The sequence below is a fragment of the Micromonospora sp. MGP-C2 genome (assembly GCF_057766525.1).
Genome location: NZ_JBYMEN010000002.1, coordinates 1,230,527 through 1,249,469, shown reverse-complemented (window position 1 = coordinate 1,249,469; position 18,943 = coordinate 1,230,527). Strand labels below are relative to the sequence as shown.

Genomic DNA, 18,943 nt, shown 5'->3' with positions numbered 1-18,943 from the left:
CTGCTGCCACGATGGCCGTCAATGCCTTCCGTCGAAGAAGGAGTGGTCGTCATGGCGGTCTCCCGCCGCAGGTTCGTCACGTCCGTGATGGCGGGGTCCGCCCTCGCCGCCGCCTCCAGCACCGAGCTGCTCACCACCCTGCCCAGCCCCGCCTCCGCCGCCAGTCCTCCCGGGGACGTGGTCGGCAAGGTGACGGTCGGCTACCAGGGCTGGTTCAGCGCCCCCGGTGACTCGGCGCCGATCGGCGGTTGGTGGCACTGGAGCCGCGACCGTTTCCAGCCGCCCTCGCCCGCCAACACCACCATCGTGTCCTGGCCGGACATGCGCGAGTACACGCGCACCTATCCCACCGCGTACCCCAACCTGGGCAACGGCCAGCCGGCCACCCTGTTCTCCTCCTACGACCAGCAGACGGTGGACACCCACTTCCGGTGGATGCAGGAGTATGGCTGCGACACCGCCGCGTTGCAGCGGTTCAACCCGACGGGCGACGAGGGGCCGACCCGCGACGCGATGACGCAGAAGGTCCGCTCCGCCGCCGAGCGCTACGGCCGCAAGTTCTACATCATGTACGACGTCACCGACTGGTTGACCTTCCAGTCGGACATCAAGACCGACTGGACGACGAAGATGTCGGCGCACGTCGCGTCCTCCGCGTACGCCCGGCAGAACGGCAAGCCGGTCGTGTGCATCTGGGGCTTCGGTTTCAGCGAGCCCAGCCGACCGTTCACGCCCGGGCCCTGCCTGGAGGTCATCAACTGGTTCAAGGCGCAGGGCTGCTACGTCATCGGTGGCGTGCCCACCTGGTGGCGGCAGGGCATCGAGGACTCCCGTCCGGGCTTCCTCGACGTCTACCACGCGTTCAACGCGATCTCGCCGTGGATGGTCTACCGGGCCAGGACGGTCGAGGAACTCGACTCGTACTACAACAACGTCAACGTCGGCGACATGGCCGACTGCGCGGCACGCGGCCTCGACTACCTGCCCTGCGTGATGCCCGGTGACCTCGCCGATGGTCACCGCAAGCACGGCGACTTCTACTGGCGGCACATCTACAACATGGTTCGACTCGGGTCCCAGGGCCTCTACGTGTCCATGTACGACGAGTACAACGAGGGCAACCAGATCGCGAAGACCTCCGAGACCCAGGCCACCACCCCGGCCGGCGCTAACATCCGCGCCCTGGACGAGGACGGCGTGGCCTGCTCCTCGGACTACTACCTGCGGATCACGGCCGACGGCGGTCGGATGCTCAAGGGGCAGCTGGCGCTCACCGCGGTCCGTCCCACGCCACCGATGATCGGCACGCCGCCACCGACCGGCGGGAACCTGGCCGCCGGCCGGCCGACCTCGGCGAGCAGCCAGGGTGGCGGGTTCCCGGCGTCGAACGCTGTGGACTCGAACGTCGGCAGCTACTGGGAGAGCAGCGGCGGCGCCTTCCCGCACTGGTGGCAGGTCGACCTCGGCGCCAGTCACCAGGTCAACCGACTGGTGCTGCGGCTGCCCGCCGGCTGGGGCGCGCGCACCCAGACGATCACCGTGCAGGGCAGCGTCGACGGCAGCTCCTTCGCCACCATCACCCCGGCCGCCGGTTTCGCCTTCGACCCGGCGACCGGCAACACCGTCACCCGCACGCTGACGACCACCACCGCCCGTTACGTCCGCCTCAGCATCGGCGGCAACACCGGCTGGCCGGCCGCCCAACTCGCCCAGGTCGAGGTGTACGCGGGCACCACCACACCGGACATCCCACCGACCGCGCCGAGCGGCCTGACGGTCACCGGCCGGACGTCGACCAGCGTGTCGCTGGCGTGGACGGCCTCCACCGACGACACCGGCGTGACCGGTTACCAGGTGCGCCAGGGCGGCACTGTCGTCGCCACCGTCACGGGCACCACGGCGACCGTGAGCGGGCTCAACCCGTCCACCGCGTACACCTTCACGGTCACCGCGCGCGACGCCGCCGGCAACACGTCCGGCGCGTCCAACACGGTCACCGTGACCACGGACGCCCCGACCAACGCGGACCTCGCCCGGGGTCGACCCACCAGCGAGAGCAGCCACGTCCAGAGTTACGGGTCGGGCAACGTGGTCGACGGCGACCCGAACAGCTACTGGGAGAGCGCCAACAACGCGTTCCCGCAGTGGGTCCAGGTCGATCTCGGTGCGACGCGCACGGTCGGGCGGGTGGTGCTCAAGCTGCCCCCGGCCACCGCCTGGGCCAGCCGCACGCAGACCCTGGCCGTGCAGGGCAGCACCGACGGCGCCAGCTTCAGCACACTGGCCGGCTCGGCGGGGCGGACCTTCAACCCGGCCACCGGCAACCAGGTGAGCATCACCTTCACCGCCGCGCAGACCCGGTACGTGCGCATCACGGTCACCGGCAACACCGGCTGGCCTGCCGGGCAACTGTCGACCCTGGAGGTCTACCAGAGCTGAGCCGACGAGCAGGGCGACCGCCGGGGGAGCGGCGGTCGTCCTGCTCGCTTCGTCCGGCTCGGGCCCTCGGTGGCCGCGTCCGCAGTCCGGCCGTCGGATTTGGGGCGGTGCCACGGTCTGACCGAGCGGTCTGTCCAGCATTCGGTCAGAGCCTTCCGCCTGTCGGGACAGCGACGGCCGGCATATCCGCCGACCCGGCGGGAAAGCGCGCTGACGTCCGACAGCCCGATACCGGAGCAGGAGACAAACATGCCTTTCATCACCGTGGGAACGGAAAACTCCGCGCCCATCGACCTGTACTACGAGGACCACGGTTCCGGTAAGCCGGTGGTGCTGATCCACGGCTTCCCGTTCAACGGGGCTACCTGGGAGAAGGTGACCAGCCAGCTGCTCAACGCCGGATACCGGACGATCACCTACGATCGGCGCGGTTACGGCAACTCCGCCCAGCCGACCTTCGGGTACGACTACAACACGTTCGCGGCGGACCTGGACGTGCTGATGACCGAGCTGAACCTCAGCGACGTGACCCTCGTCGGTCACTCGATGGGCACCGGTGAGGTCATTCGCTACCTGGGCAACTACGGCTCCCAGCGCGTGAGCCGGGCCGTGGTGCTCAGCCCGCTGCAACCCATGCTGGCCAAGGCCAACGACAATCCGGAGGGTGTCGACCGGAGCCTCTTCAAGGGTTTCCAGGACGCCATCATCAAGGACCGTTTCGCGTACCTGACGTCGTTCTGCGACGCGTTCTTCAACCCGGACCAGAACATGGGCAAGCGGGTCAGCGAGGAGGCGTACCGGGCGCACTGGCAGATCGGCGCGATGGCCTCCGCCAAGGGCACCCACGACAGCGTGGACGCCTGGCAGGAGGACTTCCGCCCCGACCTGCCGAAGATCGACATTCCGGTGCTGATCGTGCAGGGTGACCAGGACCGGGTGCTGCCCTACCCGGTGACCGGCCAGCGGCTCGGGCCGATGATGCCGACCGGCAAGCTCGTCACGCTCAAGGGCGCGCCGCACGGCATCCCGTGGACACACGCCGAGGACGTCAACAAGGCGATCCTGGACTTCATGAAGCAGCCGGTCAAGGCTCGCGCCTGACCCGTACCGGTAGCCGATCGGACGCCAGCGCCGTGAGGCGCCGCGACACCCGGCCCACGGTTCGCACCGGGGCCGGGTGTCGTCGTCGGTCAGGCCCGCCGGGCCACCACAGCGCCGTTGGCACCGGGGGCGTCGAACGGCACGGTACGCACGTCGACGAAACCGGCATCGGTGAGCCAGGCGGCGTACTCGGCGCCCGAGTAGTTGCGGCCACCCTCGGTCTCGACCAGCATGTTCATCCCCATCAGCGCGGCCTCCGGCGGCCCGGTCCGCTCGTCGTTGAGTAGCAGTTCGCAGACGACGATCGCCCCGCCGGGCGGCAGCGCCGCGTGGCACCGGGCCAGCAGCGCCCGGTTCGTCGGCTCGTCCCAGTCGTGCAGGATCATGCTGAGCAGGATGACGTCGTGCCCGTCCGGCAGCGCCGGGTCGGCGAGGAAGTCGCCCCCCACCGCGTCGATCCGCTCGGTCAGGCCGGCCTCCGCGATCCGCTCCCGTGCCCGTACGCAGACGTGCGGCAGATCCAGGACGGTGGCCCGCAGCTCGGGCAGGCGGCGGCAGAACTCGATCGGGAACGCCCCGGCACCGCCCCCGACGTCGAGCAGGCGGCGGTGCGTGGAGAAGTCGTACGCGTCGGCCAACGCGGCGGCGGTGAAGCTGGACGTGGAGAACATCGCGTCCCAGAACTGCGTCAGCATCTCCGGGTCGGCGGTGTCGAACATCGACTGCTGTGCCTCCGGGTCCCAGGTCAACGGCCGATCCGTGCGCAGGGCCTCGCCGATGCGGTGCCAGGGCAGATAGGTGCGCAGGTCGGAGTAACGGACCTGCGCACCGAAGTAGTACGGGCGACCCTCGACCAGGAACTGCTCGGCCAACTCGGAGTTGCGGTAACCGTCGCCGGCCTTCTCCAGCAGGCCGAGCGAGGCGCTGGCGGCCAGCAACAGGTCCGCGGGCCGGTCCGGCAGCCCGAACTCGGCGGCGGCCTGCTCGACTGTCATCGTCCGACCCCCGGCGAGCCGGGTGAACAGACCGAGTTCGACGCCGGCCGCGAGGGTCTTGAACCCCCACACACCGGCCACCAGACGCATGAGGGGAGTCGGAGTGATCATGCCGCCATGAGACCACAGATCGGCTCCGTCCACGATGGGCGGTCGGTCGACGGTCAGGCCCGCGCTCCTGCACTCTCACGGGTCACTTATCGGACCTCGGCCGGCACCCGGTGTACGTCACCAACCGGCTCCGGCCACGTATCGGACCGATCCGGATCGAACAGCTCATTGGTCCAGAAGAGGGTGAGCAGATCGTCCGGGCCGGTGTTGGTGATGTTGTGCGCCCACATGGTCGGCATGTCGATCACGACCGGTTCGTCGCCACTGGCTAGGAACCGGACGACCTCGGTGTCACCGATCCGGCGCAGGCTGATCTCGGCGGTGCCACGCAGCACCGCGAACCGCTCCACCTTGGCCAGGTGGAAGTGCTCGCCCCGGGTGGCGCCCGGCCGGGTGGTGGACCAGAACGTCTGCCCCGCTCCTCCGTGCGTCTTCACGGCCTCGACCAGGGCGCCCCGGGCGTCCGCCCGGGTGGGCAGGGCGAGCGGGTAGTGCGCTGGGAAGCAGTGCGACCGGTAGGTGTTGAACAGCCGCACGTCGTGCCGGTCGCGCAACGGCGGGATCTCGCCGGTGCGATAGATGCCGGCGTACGAGGCAAGCTGGTCGGCGAGATCGCGGACCCCGACCCGTAGGGCTGGCATCTCGGGGTCCCAGGGGCCGGTCGTCGCCACCCCGATCAGCCGGGCCGCCGCGTCGGTGACGTGCACCAGATCCATCTCGCGGTCCCCGTGCACCTCTGGCCGGCCGTTCTCGGCGAGCATCCGGCAGAAGGTGGCGACCACCGAGTTGTACCAGGGCCTTCCGTGTTCGCCGTACAGGTTGGGCAGCAGCAGGTCGTCCAGGGGCACGGCGGTGTCCGCGAGGATGTCGGCGGCGATGGCCTTGGCGTCGCCGTACGGGGTGCCGTTGCCAGCCTGCACGGAGTTGGCGAAGACCAGCCCGCCGGGCGGGTTCGGGCAGGCCAGCAGACCCTTGGCAAGCTGGGCGGCGAGCTGGACATTGCCAGCGGCCACGTCGGCGGGGTCGCCGCGGTTGACCCCGGCCAGGTGCAGCACCCGGTCCGCTCTGGCTACCTTGCGGGCGACCACTGCGGGGTCGGTGAGGTCGGAGCGGGTCAGCACGATCGGCTCGGGCCAGCCGAGCGCGTGCAGCAGGACCCGCACGTGCCAGCCGAGGAAGCCACCGGCGCCGGTGACGGCCAGGCTCAGCACACGAGCACCTCATCACGTACCTGGTCGCGCAGTCGTCGAGCCGTGGTCCGCGCGAGGCATCGGGTCCCGTCGGAGATCACCATTCGGCGGCACGCGGTAGTCGCCCTCATTGGTTCTCCCGTTCGTTACCCGCCGGCCCGGACGTAGTGCTGCACAATGCCGCGCGGACGCCGATCTCCGCTGGCGGGCGAAAGCCCCACCGGATGCGACACTCGGGTCAACGAAGGGCAGGAAGCGCGGATACGAGCTCCGCCGGACACTCCAAACGAGACCAGACGGTGCAGAAGCCACCAGGCAGCGACGTCGCCCGCCGTGGCCCGCTGACGGGCCGACCTGCGGCTAGCTGGGTCGGCCGGCGACGCGTCGGCCGACCCGCCGCGCGACGAGGCTCACGGCCGTGCTGCCGGCCGCCATCCCGACCAGCACCAGCACCGCCCCGACGGCCCACAGGCCGGTGTCGTCGGTGGACGCGGCCTGCCACCCCCAGGCCGCAGTGAAGGCGACAGTCATCACCGTCGCCACCAGCCACGGGCTGAGTCGCGTGGCGGCGAGCGCGGCCAGCAGGACGAGCGTCAGCACACAGCCGACCACCTGCCACGCCTCGTACGGGCCGCTGCTCGCGCCGGTCTCCGCATCGACCGTGTAGTCGGTGTCCCAGCCCAGCCAGAGCAGCCACGCCCCGACCGTGGCCGCCGCCAGGAACAGAACACCGAGCAGTGCGCGCGTACCCCTTGTCGCCGTCATCCGGCGATCATGCCCTGGGTCGTACGCGAGGGGAATGAGCACCGGCACCCAGAAGTGGGCCGGCGCGAACCCGGATCGACTGTTGCCCGGGCCGGTGGTGATCCTCTACGGTCGGCTCAGCGGTGGGCGGTGCGGTCCGCATCCGACCGAGACACCGCCGGTTGCCCGTCACGCGGGCCGGGATGGTGGAGTCCCGGGTCGCCCCGTCGGCGGGGACTCGGCGGTGGTGTGACTCCAGCTCGTACCCCCGGGTGTCTGCTGCCCGGCGCGGCCCCCTGCGGGGCCGACGGCGAGCCGGGCACGCCCACCCCACCGGGAGAAGCCCGTGTTTCTCAGCCCGCATGAGCAGGACCGCCTGCTCGTCCACGTCGCGGCCGATGTCGCCCGCGCCCGCCGCGAGCGCGGCCTGCGCCTCAACTACCCCGAAGCCGTCGCGGTGATCACCGCGTTCCTGCTCGAAGGGGCCCGCGACGGCCGGTCCGTCCTCGACCTGATGTCGGCCGGCCGGAGCGTGCTGGGCCGCGACGACGTCCAGGACGGCATCCCCGAGCTGCTGAGGGAGGTGCAGGTGGAGGCGACGTTCCCGGACGGCACCAAGCTCGTGACGGTGCACCACCCGATCCCGTGATCCCGGGGGAGGTCCTGCCGGCGGCCGGCCCGGTCGAGATCAACGCGGGCCGCCCGGTGACCACGCTGCTCGTGGTCAACACCGCCGACCGGCCGGTGCAGGTGGGCTCGCACTACCACTTCGCCGAGGCCAACCCGGCCCTGGCGTTCGACCGGGACGTCGCCTGGGGGCAGCGGCTCGCCGTGCCGGCGGGCACCTCGGTCCGGTTCGAGCCGGGCATCAGCCGCAGCGTCGACCTCGTCCCGTTCGGCGGCGCGCGCGTCGTGCCGGGGCTGCGTGGCGCGTGTGCGGGCCCACTGGACCCGCCGACGGCCGACGGGTCACCGGAGTGAGCGCGGTGCGGCGGGACCGCTACATCGACCTGTACGGGCCGACGACCGGCGATCGGATCCGGCTGGCCGACACCAACCTGCTCATCGAGGTGGAGACCGACCACTGCGTCGGTGGTGACGAGGCGGTCTTCGGCGGCGGGAAGGTGATCCGCGAGTCGATGGGGCAGTCGCGGGCCACCCGCGCCGAGGGGGCACTGGACACCGTCATCACCGGCGCCGTGGTGCTCGACCACTGGGGAGTGGTCAAGGCCGACGTGGGGCTGCGCGACGGGCGCATCGTGGCGCTCGGCCGGGCCGGCAACCCGGACACCATGCCCGGCGTCCACCCCGACCTGGTCATCGGCCCGTCGACCGAGGTGATCGCCGGCAACGGGCGGATCCTCACCGCCGGCGCGGTCGACACCCACGTGCACTTCATCTGCCCGCAGATCGTCACCGAGGCCCTGGCCAGCGGCGTCACCACGTTGGTGGGTGGCGGCACCGGCCCGGCCGAGGGAACCCGGGCGACCACTGTCACCCCGAACGGCTGGCACCTGGCCCGGATGCACGAGGCGCTGGACACCATGCCGGTCAACGTGCTGCTGCTCGGCAAGGGCAACACCGTCTCCAGCGAGGCGCTCTGGGAACAGTTGCGCGCCGGTGCGGGCGGTTTCAAGCTGCACGAGGACTGGGGCACCACACCGGCGGCGATCGACGCCTGCCTGCGGGTGGCCGACCAGTCCGGGGTCCAGGTGTCGATCCACACCGACACGCTCAACGAGGCCGGTTTCGTCGCCGACACCCTGCGCGCGATCGGCGGGCGGGCGATCCACTCGTACCACACCGAGGGTGCTGGCGGCGGGCACGCACCGGACATCATCACTGTGGCCAGTGAACCGAACGTGCTGCCGTCGTCGACCAACCCGACCCGCCCGTACACCGCCAACACCCTCGCCGAGCACCTGGACATGTTGATGGTCTGCCACCATCTCAACCCGTCCGTGCCGGAGGACCTGGCCTTCGCCGAGAGCCGGATCCGACCGTCCACGATGGCTGCCGAGGATCTGCTGCACGACCTCGGCGCGATCTCCATCATCGGCTCCGACGCGCAGGCGATGGGCCGGGTCGGCGAGGTGATCCTGCGGACCTGGCAGAGCGCCCACGTGATGAAGGAGCGGGTCGGCGCGCTGCCGGGCGACGACGCCGCCGACAATCACCGGGCCCGGCGGTACGTCGCGAAGTACACCATCTGCGCGGCGATGGCCAACGGGCTGGAGCACGAGGTCGGCTCGGTCGAACCCGGCAAGCTCGCCGACCTGGTGCTCTGGGATCCGGCGTTCTTCGGCGTACGACCGCACCTGGTGCTCAAGGGCGGCATGATCGCGTACGCCCAGATGGGTGACGCGAACGCCTCGATCCCGACGCCGCAGCCGATGCTGCCGCGGCCGATGTTCGGGGCGTACGGTGCCGCGGCGGCCGCCACCAGTCTGGCGTTCGTGGCCCCGGCGGCCCTGGACGCCGGGCTTCGGCTGGACGTGCGCCGCCGGGTGGTGCCGGTGAGCGACGTGCGGTCGCGGGGCAAGGCCGACCTGCCGGAGAACAACGCGATGCCGCGCATCGAGGTGGACCCGGACACCTTCACGGTGCGGATCGACGGTGTGGTGGTCGAACCGGACCCGGTGCCCCGGCTGCCGATGGCCCAGCGGTACTTCCTGTTCTGATGGCCACGCCGAGCCTGCTGTTGCTGCTGGCCGACGGACGCTTTCCGGCCGGGGCGCACGCGCACTCCGGCGGTCTGGAGGCGGCCGTCGCCGCCGGCCGGGTCACCGACCTGGCCTCGTTGCAGGCGTTCCTGGCCGGACGGTTGGCCACCGCCGGGCTGGTCGGTGCGGCGTTCGCGGCGGCCGCACACCGGGCCGCGGTGCCCGGGACCGTCGGCGCGGCCGAATCCGCCGGGACCGCCACGCTGGCAACCACCCTGGCCCAGCTCGACGCGGAGCTGGACGCGCGTACCGCGGCGCCGACGTTGCGAACCGTCTCCCGCCGGCAGGGCCGAGCGCTGCTGCGGGCCGGGCGGGCCATCTGGCCGGACGCTCCGTTCGGCGATCTGCCCACGACGCCCGCCGGCACACACCAGCCGCTGGTGCTCGGGCTGCTCTGCGCCACGGCGGGGTTGTCCCGTCTCGACACCGCCACTGTCGCCGCCTACGGGACGGTGACCGGGGCGGCCAGCGCCGGCGTACGCCTGCTCGGCCTCGACCCTTACCAGGTCCAGGCCCTGCTGGTCAGCCTGGCCGACGCCTGCGACGGCACGGCTGCCGACGCGGCCCGCGCCGCCGACGACCCACCGGAGCGGCTGCCGGCCGCCGCCGCTCCACTCGCCGACATCCACGCCGAAATCCATGCCACCTGGGAGGTGCGTCTCTTTGCGTCCTGAGACTGTTGTGCCGAGCGCTGCGCCCGTCGACCCGACCACGCCACCACCGACCGCCCCGCCGCACGACGAGAGCGTCCCGCACACCCATCCCGAGCCGGGGGTCGACCCGCACCCTCCACTGGCCCGCGCCGGTCGTGCCCTGCGGGTCGGCATCGGCGGCCCGGTCGGGTCCGGCAAGACGGCCCTGGTGGCCGCGCTCTGCCGGGCCTTCGCCGACGAGTTGCGGCTCGGCGTGGTGACCAACGACATCTACACCACCGAGGACGCCGACTTCCTGCGGCGGGCCGGAGTGCTGGACCCGGCCCGGATCCGGGCGGTGGAGACCGGCTGCTGCCCGCACACCGCGATCCGCGACGACATCGGCGCCAATCTGGACGCCGTCGACGAGCTGGCCGAGGCGGTCGGCCCGTTGGACCTGGTCCTTGTGGAGAGCGGAGGAGACAACCTGACCGCGACCTTCAGCCGGGGCCTGGTCGACCGGCAGATCTTCGTGGTCGACGTGGCGGGCGGGGACAAGGTGCCCCGCAAGGGCGGGCCGGGGGTCACCGCCGCCGACCTCCTCGTGATCAACAAGACCGACCTGGCGCCGATGGTGGGCGCGGACCTCGCCGTGATGGACCGTGACGCGCGGGCTCGGCGCGGCGACCTTCCGACCCTCTTCCTGTCCATCGTGGGAGACCCGACGGCGAGCCGGGTCGCCGACTGGATCCGGCACGAGCTGGCCCACCACGCGGCCCTGCACCCGCTCGCCGTACCGGCCGGACCGGTCTGATGCGGGCGCTCGCCCGGCTGGTCGCCCGGGCCGACGGTCGGGGTGGCACGGTCCTGGTCGAGCTGCACGGCGAGACGCCGCTCCTGCTGCGCCAGACCCCGGCCGACGGTGGTGTCGCCACGGTGCACCTCGTCGGCGGGGCGGCCGGCCCGCTGGCCGGCGACGACCTGCGGTTGGAGATCGAGGTGGGACCGGGCGCCGCGGTGCGGGTGCACACAGTGGCGGCGTCGATCGCCCTGCCGGGACGGCCGGGCGCGGTGTCCCGGATGGCGGTGTCCGCGGTGGTGCACGCCGGTGCCACGCTGCACTGGCTCCCCGAACAACTGGTCGCGGCGGCCGGCTGCGCGCACCTCGCCGAGTCCCGCGTCGCGGTGGCCGCCGGGGCGAGCCTGCGCTGGCGCGACGAGCTGATCTGTGGCCGGTACGGCGAGCCGCCGGGCGGCGCCGTCGTGCACACGCAGGTCGACTACGCGGGTCGGCCGCTGCTGCGCCAGTCCCTGGCGGTGGGGCCGCGCGCACCCGGCTGGGCCGGCCCCGCGGTGCTCGGCGGCGCACCGGCCACCGGCTCGCTGTTGGTGGTCGACCCGTCGCGGCCCGCCGAACCGGCCGCGGTCGACGGGACCGTCGCCCGACTGCCGTTGGCCGGGGGCCCGGCGACACTGTGGACCGCCACCGCTCCCGACGCGCACACCCTGCGCACCCACCTCACCGGGTGACGCGAGCGCCCACTCGACCCCGGCACGTCGTCGGCTCTCGTGTTCGCCCATCCCGGCCCGGGACGGGTCTGGGGCCCATATCCTCGGAAGGCCATGCCAACCGGGGTGACTGCCGTTCCGCGACGGCTCACAGGAGGCCGTGATGAGTGGGAAAGACCGGCCCGAGGGCATCAGTCCGACGGCGGTGGAGGCGGCGCCGGGGCTGTGGCGTGTCGATCTCCAGAAACACGATCTCAGCATCCCGGGACGTGAGGTCGTCCAGAGTCGGGTGGAGTTCACACCGGACTCGCCGCCGTTCAAGCACTTCCACCCGGGCGAAGAGATCATCTGCGTGCTCCAGGGGTCTCTGGAGTACACGCTCGAAGGTCAGCCGCCGATGGTGTGCAACGTCGGAGACGCGCTGACCGTGCCGTACGGCGTCCACCACCAGGCCCGCAACGTCGGCGACGGCGTCGCCGTCGAACTGGCCACGTACGTCGTGGAGAAGGGCAAGCCGCTTCTCACCAGGGTCGACTGAGCCTCGTCAGCGGTGTGGGCCGATCGCGTCGGCGCGGCGGCGGGCCGGGTCGAGACGACCGATCAGGTCGGCGAGCTGAACGGTCAGATCGTCGACCTGTGGCATGCCCAGCTCGGCGAGGTTGGCCCGCACCCGCTCATCGAGACGATCGTGCTCGCGACGGCCGCGGGCCGTGAGGTAGGCGCGGATCCGCCGACGGTCCATCGGGTCTATCCGGCGGAAGACGAGGTTACGGTCGACGAGCTGGTCGACCAGTTTGGTGAGGGTGCCCGGAGGCAGCGACGCCTCGGCGGACACCTCGCTCATTGGGTGGCCCTGGCCGTCGGCGAGCAGGCAGAGCACCCGCCATGCCTCGATGCTCAGCGCGTCCTCGGCCAGGACGGCGCCCAGCCGGCGAGAGAGCAGCCGTTCGGCGCGGGTGAGCGAGCGCAGCAGGTCGGCTGGCGCCCCGGGCACGTCTGACATGGAACTCCCTGGTCCGGTGGCCCTGTCATGGTAGCGAGTGTCCCGGTCCGTGGTGAGTCCTGGCCTTCGGTCGCGGGCCGGGCAATCATGTGCTCATGTCCGCGCCGGCACCGCCGTGGCTGACCGTCGACCGCGCCGTGGTCAGCATCGCGTTGGTCTACCCGATGCGCGGGCCGGCCGGCATGTTCGGCCCCACCTGCGAGCTGTGCGCGCAGCTCGCGGTCGAGGAGATCAACCGATGTGGTGGTGTGCTGGGCCGGGAGGTGCGGCTGGTGCCGGTCGACGGCGGCGCACCGCCGGCCGAGGTGGCCGCCGAGGTCGAGGCGTTGGTGTCGGTGGGGGCGGTGCAGGGAGTGACGGGGTGGCACATCTCGTCGGTGCGCCAGGCGCTGGCGCCACGCGTCGCGCACCGGGTGCCGTACGTCTACACCGCACTCTACGAGGGCGGTGAACGCACCGAGGGGGTCTTCCTGACCAGCGAGACGCCGGATGCCCAACTGTGGCCCGCGATACGGCTGCTCGCCGAAGAGCAGGGGGTGCGTCGCTGGTTCGTGGTCGGCAACGACTACGTGTGGCCACGCCGTACCGCGCGGGCAGCCCAGCGGTACGCGTTGCGCGGCGGTGGGCAGGTGGTGGGCCTGCACTTCCTGCCGTTGGACGCGCACGACTTCACCGAGGTGCTGCGCCGCATCGAGCACAGTGACGCCGACGGGGTGCTGATGCTGCTCGTCGGTGCGGACGCGGTGCGGTTCAACCGGGCGTTCGCCCGATCCGGCCTCGATCAGCGGTGCCTGCGGCTGAGCACGCTGATGGACGAGAACATGCTGCTCGCCAGCGGTGCCGGTGCGACCCGGCGGCTGTACAGCACGGCGGGCTTCTTCGCCGGGTTGGTCACCCAGGAGAACCTCGACTTCCACGGCGAGTTCGTCCGTCGCTTCGGGGTGGAGGCGCCGCCGTTGGGCAGCCTCGGGGAGTCCTGCTACGAGGGCGTGATGCTGCTCGCCGCGCTGATCGGCCAGGCCCGCACCCTCGACGTGCGGGCCATCGAGACGGCCGCTGACACGGTGGCCTACCAGGGGCCACGCGGGCGGTTGCTGCTGCGCCAGCGGCACGTCCGTCAGCGCATCTACCTGGCCGAGGCCGACGGGCTCGACTTCACAGTGCTCGCCCAGCTCTGAGACCAGGGGCCGCCAGCCGGCCCGCCCGGACCCTTGACAGCGCCACCCGATCCCGTCCTAAGATGCTTCCTGCGTGAAGGATCTGGCCTCGGGTCAGATGTCACCACTGTGTCCCCACCATCGACGGAATTGCCCGCCGACCATTGTGGTGACACCAAATCTGCGTCTTTCCGAACGGCCGGCACCGTTTCCTCCCCGACGGTGCCGGCCGTTTTTCGTGCGCGTCGGATCGACCGCGCGGAAACAGCCAATTAAGGGCCGGGAAACATGAGCGCAATCATGTCGGTCGACGCTTTCGGTGCCCATATCCGAACCGGTGCCCTGAGCGGCGTCCACCCGTCGGCCTCGGCATCGCCCACGTCAGCTCCACCGGACCGCACCGACCGTCCTTTCGCCACTTGAGTGCACCGCAGGGAGAGTAGATGTCACTATTCCGGGGCCGCCGCATCCTGGCGGGCACCATGATCCTGGTCGCCGCGGCCGCGATGACCGCGTGCGGCAGCAAGACCACCGACGAGGGTGGCGCGACAGGCGTCACCGCCGACATCTCCGGCGACACCGTCAAGGTGGGGCTGCTCAACTCGCTCTCCGGCACCATGGCGATCAGCGAGGTCACCGTCCGCGACTCCATCATGCTCGCCGTCGAGGAGATCAACGCGGCCGGTGGCGTCCTCGGCAGGAAGATCCAGCCGGTCGGCGAGGACGGCGCCTCGGACTGGCCGACCTTCGCGGAGAAGGCCGAGAAGCTCATCTCCGAGGACCGGGTCGCCGCCGTCTTCGGCTGCTGGACGTCGGCCAGTCGCAAAGCGGTCAAGCCGGTGTTCGAGAAGAACAAGGCGTTGCTGTTCTATCCGGTGCAGTACGAAGGCCTCGAACAGTCGCCCTACATCTTCTACACGGGTGCGACCACCAACCAGCAGATCGTTCCCGGGCTCGACTACCTCAAGGCGCAGGGTGCGAAGTCGGTCTATCTGGTCGGCAGCGACTACGTCTTTCCCCGCACCGCCAACAAAATCATCAAGGCGTACGCGACCGCGAACGGGATGACCGTGCTCGGTGAGGATTACGCCCCACTCGGATCCACCGAGTTCGGCACCATCGTCAACAAGGTCAAGTCGTCCGGCGCCGATGCCGTCTTCAACACACTCAACGGCGACAGCAACGTGGCCTTCTTCAAGGAATACAAGTCGGCCGGTCTGACCGCTGCCGCGATGCCGGTGGTGTCCGTCTCGATCGCCGAGGAGGAGGTCAAGGGCATCGGCACCCAGTACCTGGAGGGTCAGCTGACCGCCTGGAACTACTACCAGACCACTCCGGGAGCTGCGAACTCGAAGTTCGTGGCCGCGTACAAGGCGAAGTTCGGCGCGGACAAGCCCACCAGCGACCCGATGGAGGCCGCGTACGTCGGCGTGTACCTCTGGAAGGCCATGGTCGAGAAGGCCGGCGCCTTCGACGTGGAGAAGGTCCGCGCCGCGTCGGACGGGATCACCTTCGACGCGCCGGAGGGCCTGGTCACGGTGGACGGGAAGACCCAGCACATCGCCAAGACCGCCCGGATCGGCAAGATCGGCGCGGACGGTCTGATCACCGAGGTGTGGAACTCCGGCAAGCCGGTGCAGCCGGACCCGTACCTCAAGACCTATCCGTGGGCGAGCGGCCTGAGCTGACGACGCCGGCCCGGGCGGGCTGCGCGACGCCGCGCCCCGCCCGGGCCACCCGACCAGCAGTTCGGAGTACCCACCGTGACAGTCCTCTTCGGTCAACTCTTCACCGGCATCAGCATCGGCGCGGTGCTGCTGCTCATCGCGCTCGGGCTGGCGCTGACCTTCGGCCAGATGAACGTGATCAACATGGCGCACGGTGAGTTCATCATGGCCGGGGCGTACACCACCTACGTCCTGCAGCAGAGCATCACCGGGGCCGGCTGGTCGCTGGTCGTCGCGCTACCGGTGGCGTTCGTGGTCGCCGGCACGATGGGCGCGCTGCTGGAGATGCTGCTCATCCGCCGGCTGTACGCCCGACCACTGGACACCCTGCTGGTCACCTGGGGTGTGTCGCTGATGCTGCAACAACTGGCCCGCGACGTCTTCGGCAGCCCGAACGTGCAGACCCGCGCGCCGGAGCTGCTGACCGGCAACGTGGCGCTCCCCGGCGGGTTGACCATCGCCAACAACCGGCTGTTCATCCTGGCCCTGGCGCTGGCCTCCGTCGCGGCGCTCACCCTGGCGCTGCGCCTCACCCCACTCGGGCGTCGCATCCGCGCGGTCGTGCAGAACCGCGACCTCGCGGCGGTGTCCGGCATCGCCACCTCCCGGGTCGACCGGACCACCTTCTTCGTCGGCTCCGGCCTGGCCGGGCTCGCCGGGGTGGCGCTCACCCTGCTCGGCCCGATCGGCCCGACCATGGGCACCAACCTGATCATCGACGCCTTCCTGGTCGTCGTGGTCGGCGGGATCGGCCAGCTCAAGGGCAGCGTGATCGTCGCCTTCGCCCTCGGCGTGCTCCAGGCCACCGGGGAATACCTCACCACCCTCAGCGTCGCCAAGGTGATCGTGTTCGTGGCGATCGTCGCGTTCCTCCAGTGGCGGCCACAGGGTCTGTTCACGCTGCGGACCAGGAGCCTCGCATGACAGCCGTCACCCCCGCGCCGCCCGACACCGCACTCGCCCCGGCACCCGCCAGCGCCGTACCGCCGAGCCGGCCCGCGGGCCGCTCGCGACTGCGGACGGCGGCCGGCTTCGCACTCGGGGCGGCGCTGCTGTTCGCCGTCGCGCCGCTGATCCTGTCGGACTTCCGGCTGTCCCTGCTCGCCAAGTACCTCTGCGTCGCCATGGTCGCGGTCGGCATCGGGATCGCCTGGGGACGGGGCGGCATGCTCACCCTCGGCCAGGGCGTCTTCTTCGGCCTCGGCGGCTACGCGATGGCCATGCACCTCAAGCTCGCCGACGCGGGCCCGGCCGGGATGCCGGACTTCATGCAGCTGTACGGGCAGCTTGACGAACTGCCGCTGTGGTGGAGGCCCTTCGCCAGCCCGTGGTTCGCGCTGCCCGCGACGGTGCTGCTGCCGATGGCGGTCGCCTTCGGGCTCGGCTCGCTGGTCTTCCGCCGTCGTGTGCGCGGCGCGTACTTCGCCATCCTCAGCCAGGCCCTCGCCGCCGCGATGGTTATCCTGCTGATCGGCCAGCAGGGCACCACGGGAGGCACCAACGGGCTCACCGACATCAAGGGCTTCTTCGGCTACGACCTGGACGACCCGGTCAACCAGCGGATGGTGTACTTCATCATCGCCGGAACACTGCTGGCCCTGCTCGCGCTGACCCGTCAACTCATCCACAGCCGCTACGGCGAGCTGCTGGTGGCGGTCCGCGACGGCGAGGAACGGGTCCGGTTCCTCGGCTACGATCCGGCCTCGGTCAAGCTGGTCGCGTACGTGGTCGCGGCCGGGATGGCCGGCCTGGCCGGGGCGCTGTTCGTGCCCGCGGTGGGCATCATCTCGCCCGCGCTGATCGGCATCGTCCCGTCGATCGAGTTCGTCATCGGGGTCGCGGTGGGTGGTCGGGCCACAGTGCTCGGGCCGGTGCTCGGCGCGGTGGCGGTGGCCTGGGCGCGTACCGCCCTCTCGGAGCGGTTCCCGGGCACCTGGACGTACCTCCAGGGGTTGCTCTTCGTGGTCGTGGTGGCGTTCCTTCCCGGCGGCCTGGCGTCGCTGTGGGCGCTGACCCGCCGCCGCGACGGCAGCACGGCACCGGCCCGGCGCGGGTGGTCGCCACTGGCCCGACGACGCGGCGCGCGCCGGACGGAGGTGCCGGCGGCATGAGCGGCGACCGACTGGACGGGTTGTCCGTCCGTGACGTGCGGGTCAGCTTCGACGGTTTCACCGCCGTCGACGGCGTCTCGCTGGAGGTACCCGCCGGTGACATCCGGTTCCTGATCGGGCCGAACGGCGCCGGCAAGACCACGCTGGTCGACGCGATCACCGGCCTGGTCCGGGCCACCGGCTCGGTCCGCTTCGGCGCCGACGAACTGCTCGGTCGGCCGGTGCACCGGATCAGCCGGCTGGGCGTCGGGCGTACGTTCCAGACGTCCTCGGTCTTCGAGGAGCTGTCGGTGCTGCAGAACCTTGACATCGCGGCCGGTGCCCGGCGTGGCTGGGCGACCCTGGCCCGCCGTCGTCGCGGCGTCCCCGACGAGGTGGCCGCGGCGCTGGAGACCATCGGTCTGGCCGCACGGGCCGAGCACCTCGCCGGGACGCTCGCGCACGGGCAGAAGCAGTGGCTGGAGATCGGGATGCTGCTGGTGCAGGACGCGCGGCTGCTGCTTCTCGACGAGCCGGTCGCCGGCATGAGCCACGAGGAACGCGACGCCACAGGTGCCCTGCTGGAGACGGTGAGCCGGGACCGCACGGTCGTCGTGATCGAGCACGACATGGACTTCCTGCGCCGGTTCGCGCGCAGCGTCACAGTGCTGCACGCCGGCCGGGTGCTCAGCGAGGGCACGGTGGCGCAGGTCCAGGCGGACCCGCGTGTGCAGGAGGTCTACCTTGGCCACCCGGTCGACGCCGGGTCGGCCCGCACCGGTCTGGAGGCATGATGCTGACGCTGCGCGGGGTGCACGCCGGGTACGGGCGCAGCCGGGTGCTGCACGGGGTCGACCTCGCCGTCCCGCCCGACGGGGTCGCCGCGGTCCTCGGGCACAACGGCGCTGGCAAGAGCACAGTGCTGCGGGTCGCGGCCGGTCTGCTGCGCCCGAGCGCCGGCACCGTCGAGCTGGACGGCGAGAACGTCACCCGCCTCGGGCCGCACGAGCGGGTGGCGCGGGGGATGGCGTACGTCCCGCAGGGTCAACAGTGCTTCCCGCACCTGACCGCCGCGGAGAACCTGCGACTGGTCGCCGACGGTCGGCGTGACGGCGCGGTGGCGACCGCGGAGGTGCTGGACCTCTTTCCGGCGCTGCGCCCGCTGCTGCGACGCCGGGCCGGGCTGCTCTCCGGCGGTCAGCGCCAGCAACTGGCCATCGCCCGTGCGCTGATCACCCGGCCGAGGTTGCTGATGCTCGACGAGCCGACCGAGGGCATCCAGCCTTCGGTGGTCGCGGAGATCCAGGAACGGATCGTCGAGCTGACCCGGCAGTCCGGGTTCAGCGTGCTGCTGGTGGAGCAGCATCTGGGCTTCGCGCTGCGGGTGGCGAGCCGCTACCAGGTGCTGGAATCCGGCCGGGTCACCTCGCAGGGGGACGGTGGTGTCACTGCGGAACGGGACGTCCGGGCGGCCCTGGCAGTCTGACCCGCCGAGCCGTCTGACCCTTCGGGCAGCGTGGTC

The 18,943-nt window shown here is 71.2% G+C and carries 20 protein-coding genes; 16 read left to right on the top strand and 4 right to left on the bottom strand.

Annotated elements, in window-relative coordinates:
* Positions 1–51: 51 nt before the first annotated feature.
* Entirely contained in the window at positions 52–2,439 is a 2,388-nt protein-coding gene (locus AC3CF1_RS05460) for a glycoside hydrolase family 99 protein (protein WP_488449713.1), read from the top strand.
* 249 nt (positions 2,440–2,688) lie between these two features.
* Complete coding sequence (locus AC3CF1_RS05455; protein ID WP_354980677.1) at positions 2,689–3,540, top strand: alpha/beta fold hydrolase; 852 nt, start codon at positions 2,689–2,691, stop codon at positions 3,538–3,540.
* A gap of 89 nt (positions 3,541–3,629) precedes the next feature.
* Here the strand turns inward: AC3CF1_RS05455 and AC3CF1_RS05450 are convergent, their stop codons facing one another.
* The 3 genes from AC3CF1_RS05450 to AC3CF1_RS05440 all read right to left on the bottom strand — a co-directional run bounded on the left by AC3CF1_RS05450 (position 3,630) and on the right by AC3CF1_RS05440 (position 6,601).
* Complete coding sequence (locus tag AC3CF1_RS05450) at positions 3,630–4,646, bottom strand: methyltransferase (protein ID WP_328374147.1); 1,017 nt, start codon at positions 4,644–4,646, stop codon at positions 3,630–3,632.
* An 86-nt stretch (positions 4,647–4,732) separates the two neighbouring features.
* Positions 4,733–5,857: a polysaccharide biosynthesis C-terminal domain-containing protein gene (locus AC3CF1_RS05445; RefSeq protein WP_488449712.1), complete on the bottom strand. Its 1,125-nt coding sequence runs from the start codon at positions 5,855–5,857 to the stop codon at positions 4,733–4,735.
* 339 nt (positions 5,858–6,196) lie between these two features.
* Positions 6,197–6,601, bottom strand: coding sequence for a hypothetical protein (locus tag AC3CF1_RS05440; protein WP_088948583.1), 405 nt, complete (start codon positions 6,599–6,601; stop codon positions 6,197–6,199).
* A 34-nt stretch (positions 6,602–6,635) separates the two neighbouring features.
* On the opposite strand from AC3CF1_RS05440, the gene AC3CF1_RS05435 reads away from it, so the two are divergent.
* From AC3CF1_RS05435 to AC3CF1_RS05400, 8 genes are all read left to right on the top strand, one after another.
* Entirely contained in the window at positions 6,636–6,833 is a 198-nt protein-coding gene (locus AC3CF1_RS05435; RefSeq protein ID WP_354980674.1) for a hypothetical protein, read from the top strand.
* Positions 6,834–6,926: 93 nt separating this feature from the next.
* Positions 6,927–7,229: an urease subunit gamma gene (locus AC3CF1_RS05430; protein WP_488449711.1), complete on the top strand. Its 303-nt coding sequence runs from the start codon at positions 6,927–6,929 to the stop codon at positions 7,227–7,229.
* Positions 7,226–7,561, top strand: a complete 336-nt coding sequence (locus AC3CF1_RS05425) for an urease subunit beta (protein WP_354980672.1) — start codon at positions 7,226–7,228, stop codon at positions 7,559–7,561. Before AC3CF1_RS05430 ends, AC3CF1_RS05425 begins: the two co-directional genes overlap by 4 nt.
* The gene (locus AC3CF1_RS05420) at positions 7,558–9,261 is read left to right on the top strand and encodes an urease subunit alpha (RefSeq protein ID WP_488449710.1); all 1,704 of its coding nucleotides are present in this window, start codon (positions 7,558–7,560) and stop codon (positions 9,259–9,261) included. The genes AC3CF1_RS05425 and AC3CF1_RS05420 overlap by 4 nt, the downstream gene beginning before the upstream one ends.
* Positions 9,261–9,977, top strand: a complete 717-nt coding sequence (locus tag AC3CF1_RS05415; protein WP_488449709.1) for an urease accessory protein UreF — start codon at positions 9,261–9,263, stop codon at positions 9,975–9,977. The genes AC3CF1_RS05420 and AC3CF1_RS05415 overlap by 1 nt, the downstream gene beginning before the upstream one ends.
* On the top strand, positions 9,967–10,749 hold the full coding sequence (gene ureG, locus AC3CF1_RS05410; protein WP_412769019.1) for an urease accessory protein UreG: 783 nt from the start codon (positions 9,967–9,969) through the stop codon (positions 10,747–10,749). The genes AC3CF1_RS05415 and ureG overlap by 11 nt, the downstream gene beginning before the upstream one ends.
* Positions 10,749–11,465, top strand: a complete 717-nt coding sequence (locus tag AC3CF1_RS05405; protein ID WP_488449708.1) for an urease accessory protein UreD — start codon at positions 10,749–10,751, stop codon at positions 11,463–11,465. The genes ureG and AC3CF1_RS05405 overlap by 1 nt, the downstream gene beginning before the upstream one ends.
* 142 nt (positions 11,466–11,607) lie before the next feature.
* Entirely contained in the window at positions 11,608–11,982 is a 375-nt protein-coding gene (locus AC3CF1_RS05400; protein ID WP_210790000.1) for a cupin domain-containing protein, read from the top strand.
* Positions 11,983–11,988: 6 nt separating this feature from the next.
* Here the strand turns inward: AC3CF1_RS05400 and AC3CF1_RS05395 are convergent, their stop codons facing one another.
* Positions 11,989–12,447: a MarR family winged helix-turn-helix transcriptional regulator gene (locus AC3CF1_RS05395; protein ID WP_088948575.1), complete on the bottom strand. Its 459-nt coding sequence runs from the start codon at positions 12,445–12,447 to the stop codon at positions 11,989–11,991.
* Between the two features lie 95 nt (positions 12,448–12,542).
* Between AC3CF1_RS05395 and AC3CF1_RS05390 the strand changes: the two genes are divergently transcribed.
* From AC3CF1_RS05390 to urtE, 6 genes are all read left to right on the top strand, one after another.
* Positions 12,543–13,625 carry a substrate-binding domain-containing protein gene (locus AC3CF1_RS05390; protein ID WP_488449707.1) on the top strand — a complete coding sequence of 361 codons (1,083 nt, stop codon included), beginning with the start codon at positions 12,543–12,545 and terminating at the stop codon, positions 13,623–13,625.
* A 422-nt stretch (positions 13,626–14,047) separates the two neighbouring features.
* Positions 14,048–15,292, top strand: coding sequence for an urea ABC transporter substrate-binding protein (gene urtA / locus AC3CF1_RS05385; RefSeq protein ID WP_488449706.1), 1,245 nt, complete (start codon positions 14,048–14,050; stop codon positions 15,290–15,292).
* Between the two features lie 75 nt (positions 15,293–15,367).
* Complete coding sequence (gene urtB, locus AC3CF1_RS05380) at positions 15,368–16,255, top strand: urea ABC transporter permease subunit UrtB (RefSeq protein WP_488449705.1); 888 nt, start codon at positions 15,368–15,370, stop codon at positions 16,253–16,255.
* A complete protein-coding gene (urtC, locus tag AC3CF1_RS05375) occupies positions 16,252–17,442 on the top strand; it encodes an urea ABC transporter permease subunit UrtC (RefSeq protein WP_488449704.1) in 1,191 nt (396 codons plus the stop codon). Before urtB ends, urtC begins: the two co-directional genes overlap by 4 nt.
* Entirely contained in the window at positions 17,439–18,215 is a 777-nt protein-coding gene (urtD, locus tag AC3CF1_RS05370) for an urea ABC transporter ATP-binding protein UrtD (RefSeq protein WP_488449703.1), read from the top strand. The genes urtC and urtD overlap by 4 nt, the downstream gene beginning before the upstream one ends.
* Positions 18,212–18,907 (top strand): urea ABC transporter ATP-binding subunit UrtE, encoded by a 696-nt coding sequence (urtE, locus tag AC3CF1_RS05365; protein ID WP_488449702.1) that lies wholly within the window; start codon positions 18,212–18,214, stop codon positions 18,905–18,907. The genes urtD and urtE overlap by 4 nt, the downstream gene beginning before the upstream one ends.
* Positions 18,908–18,943: the final 36 nt, after the last annotated feature.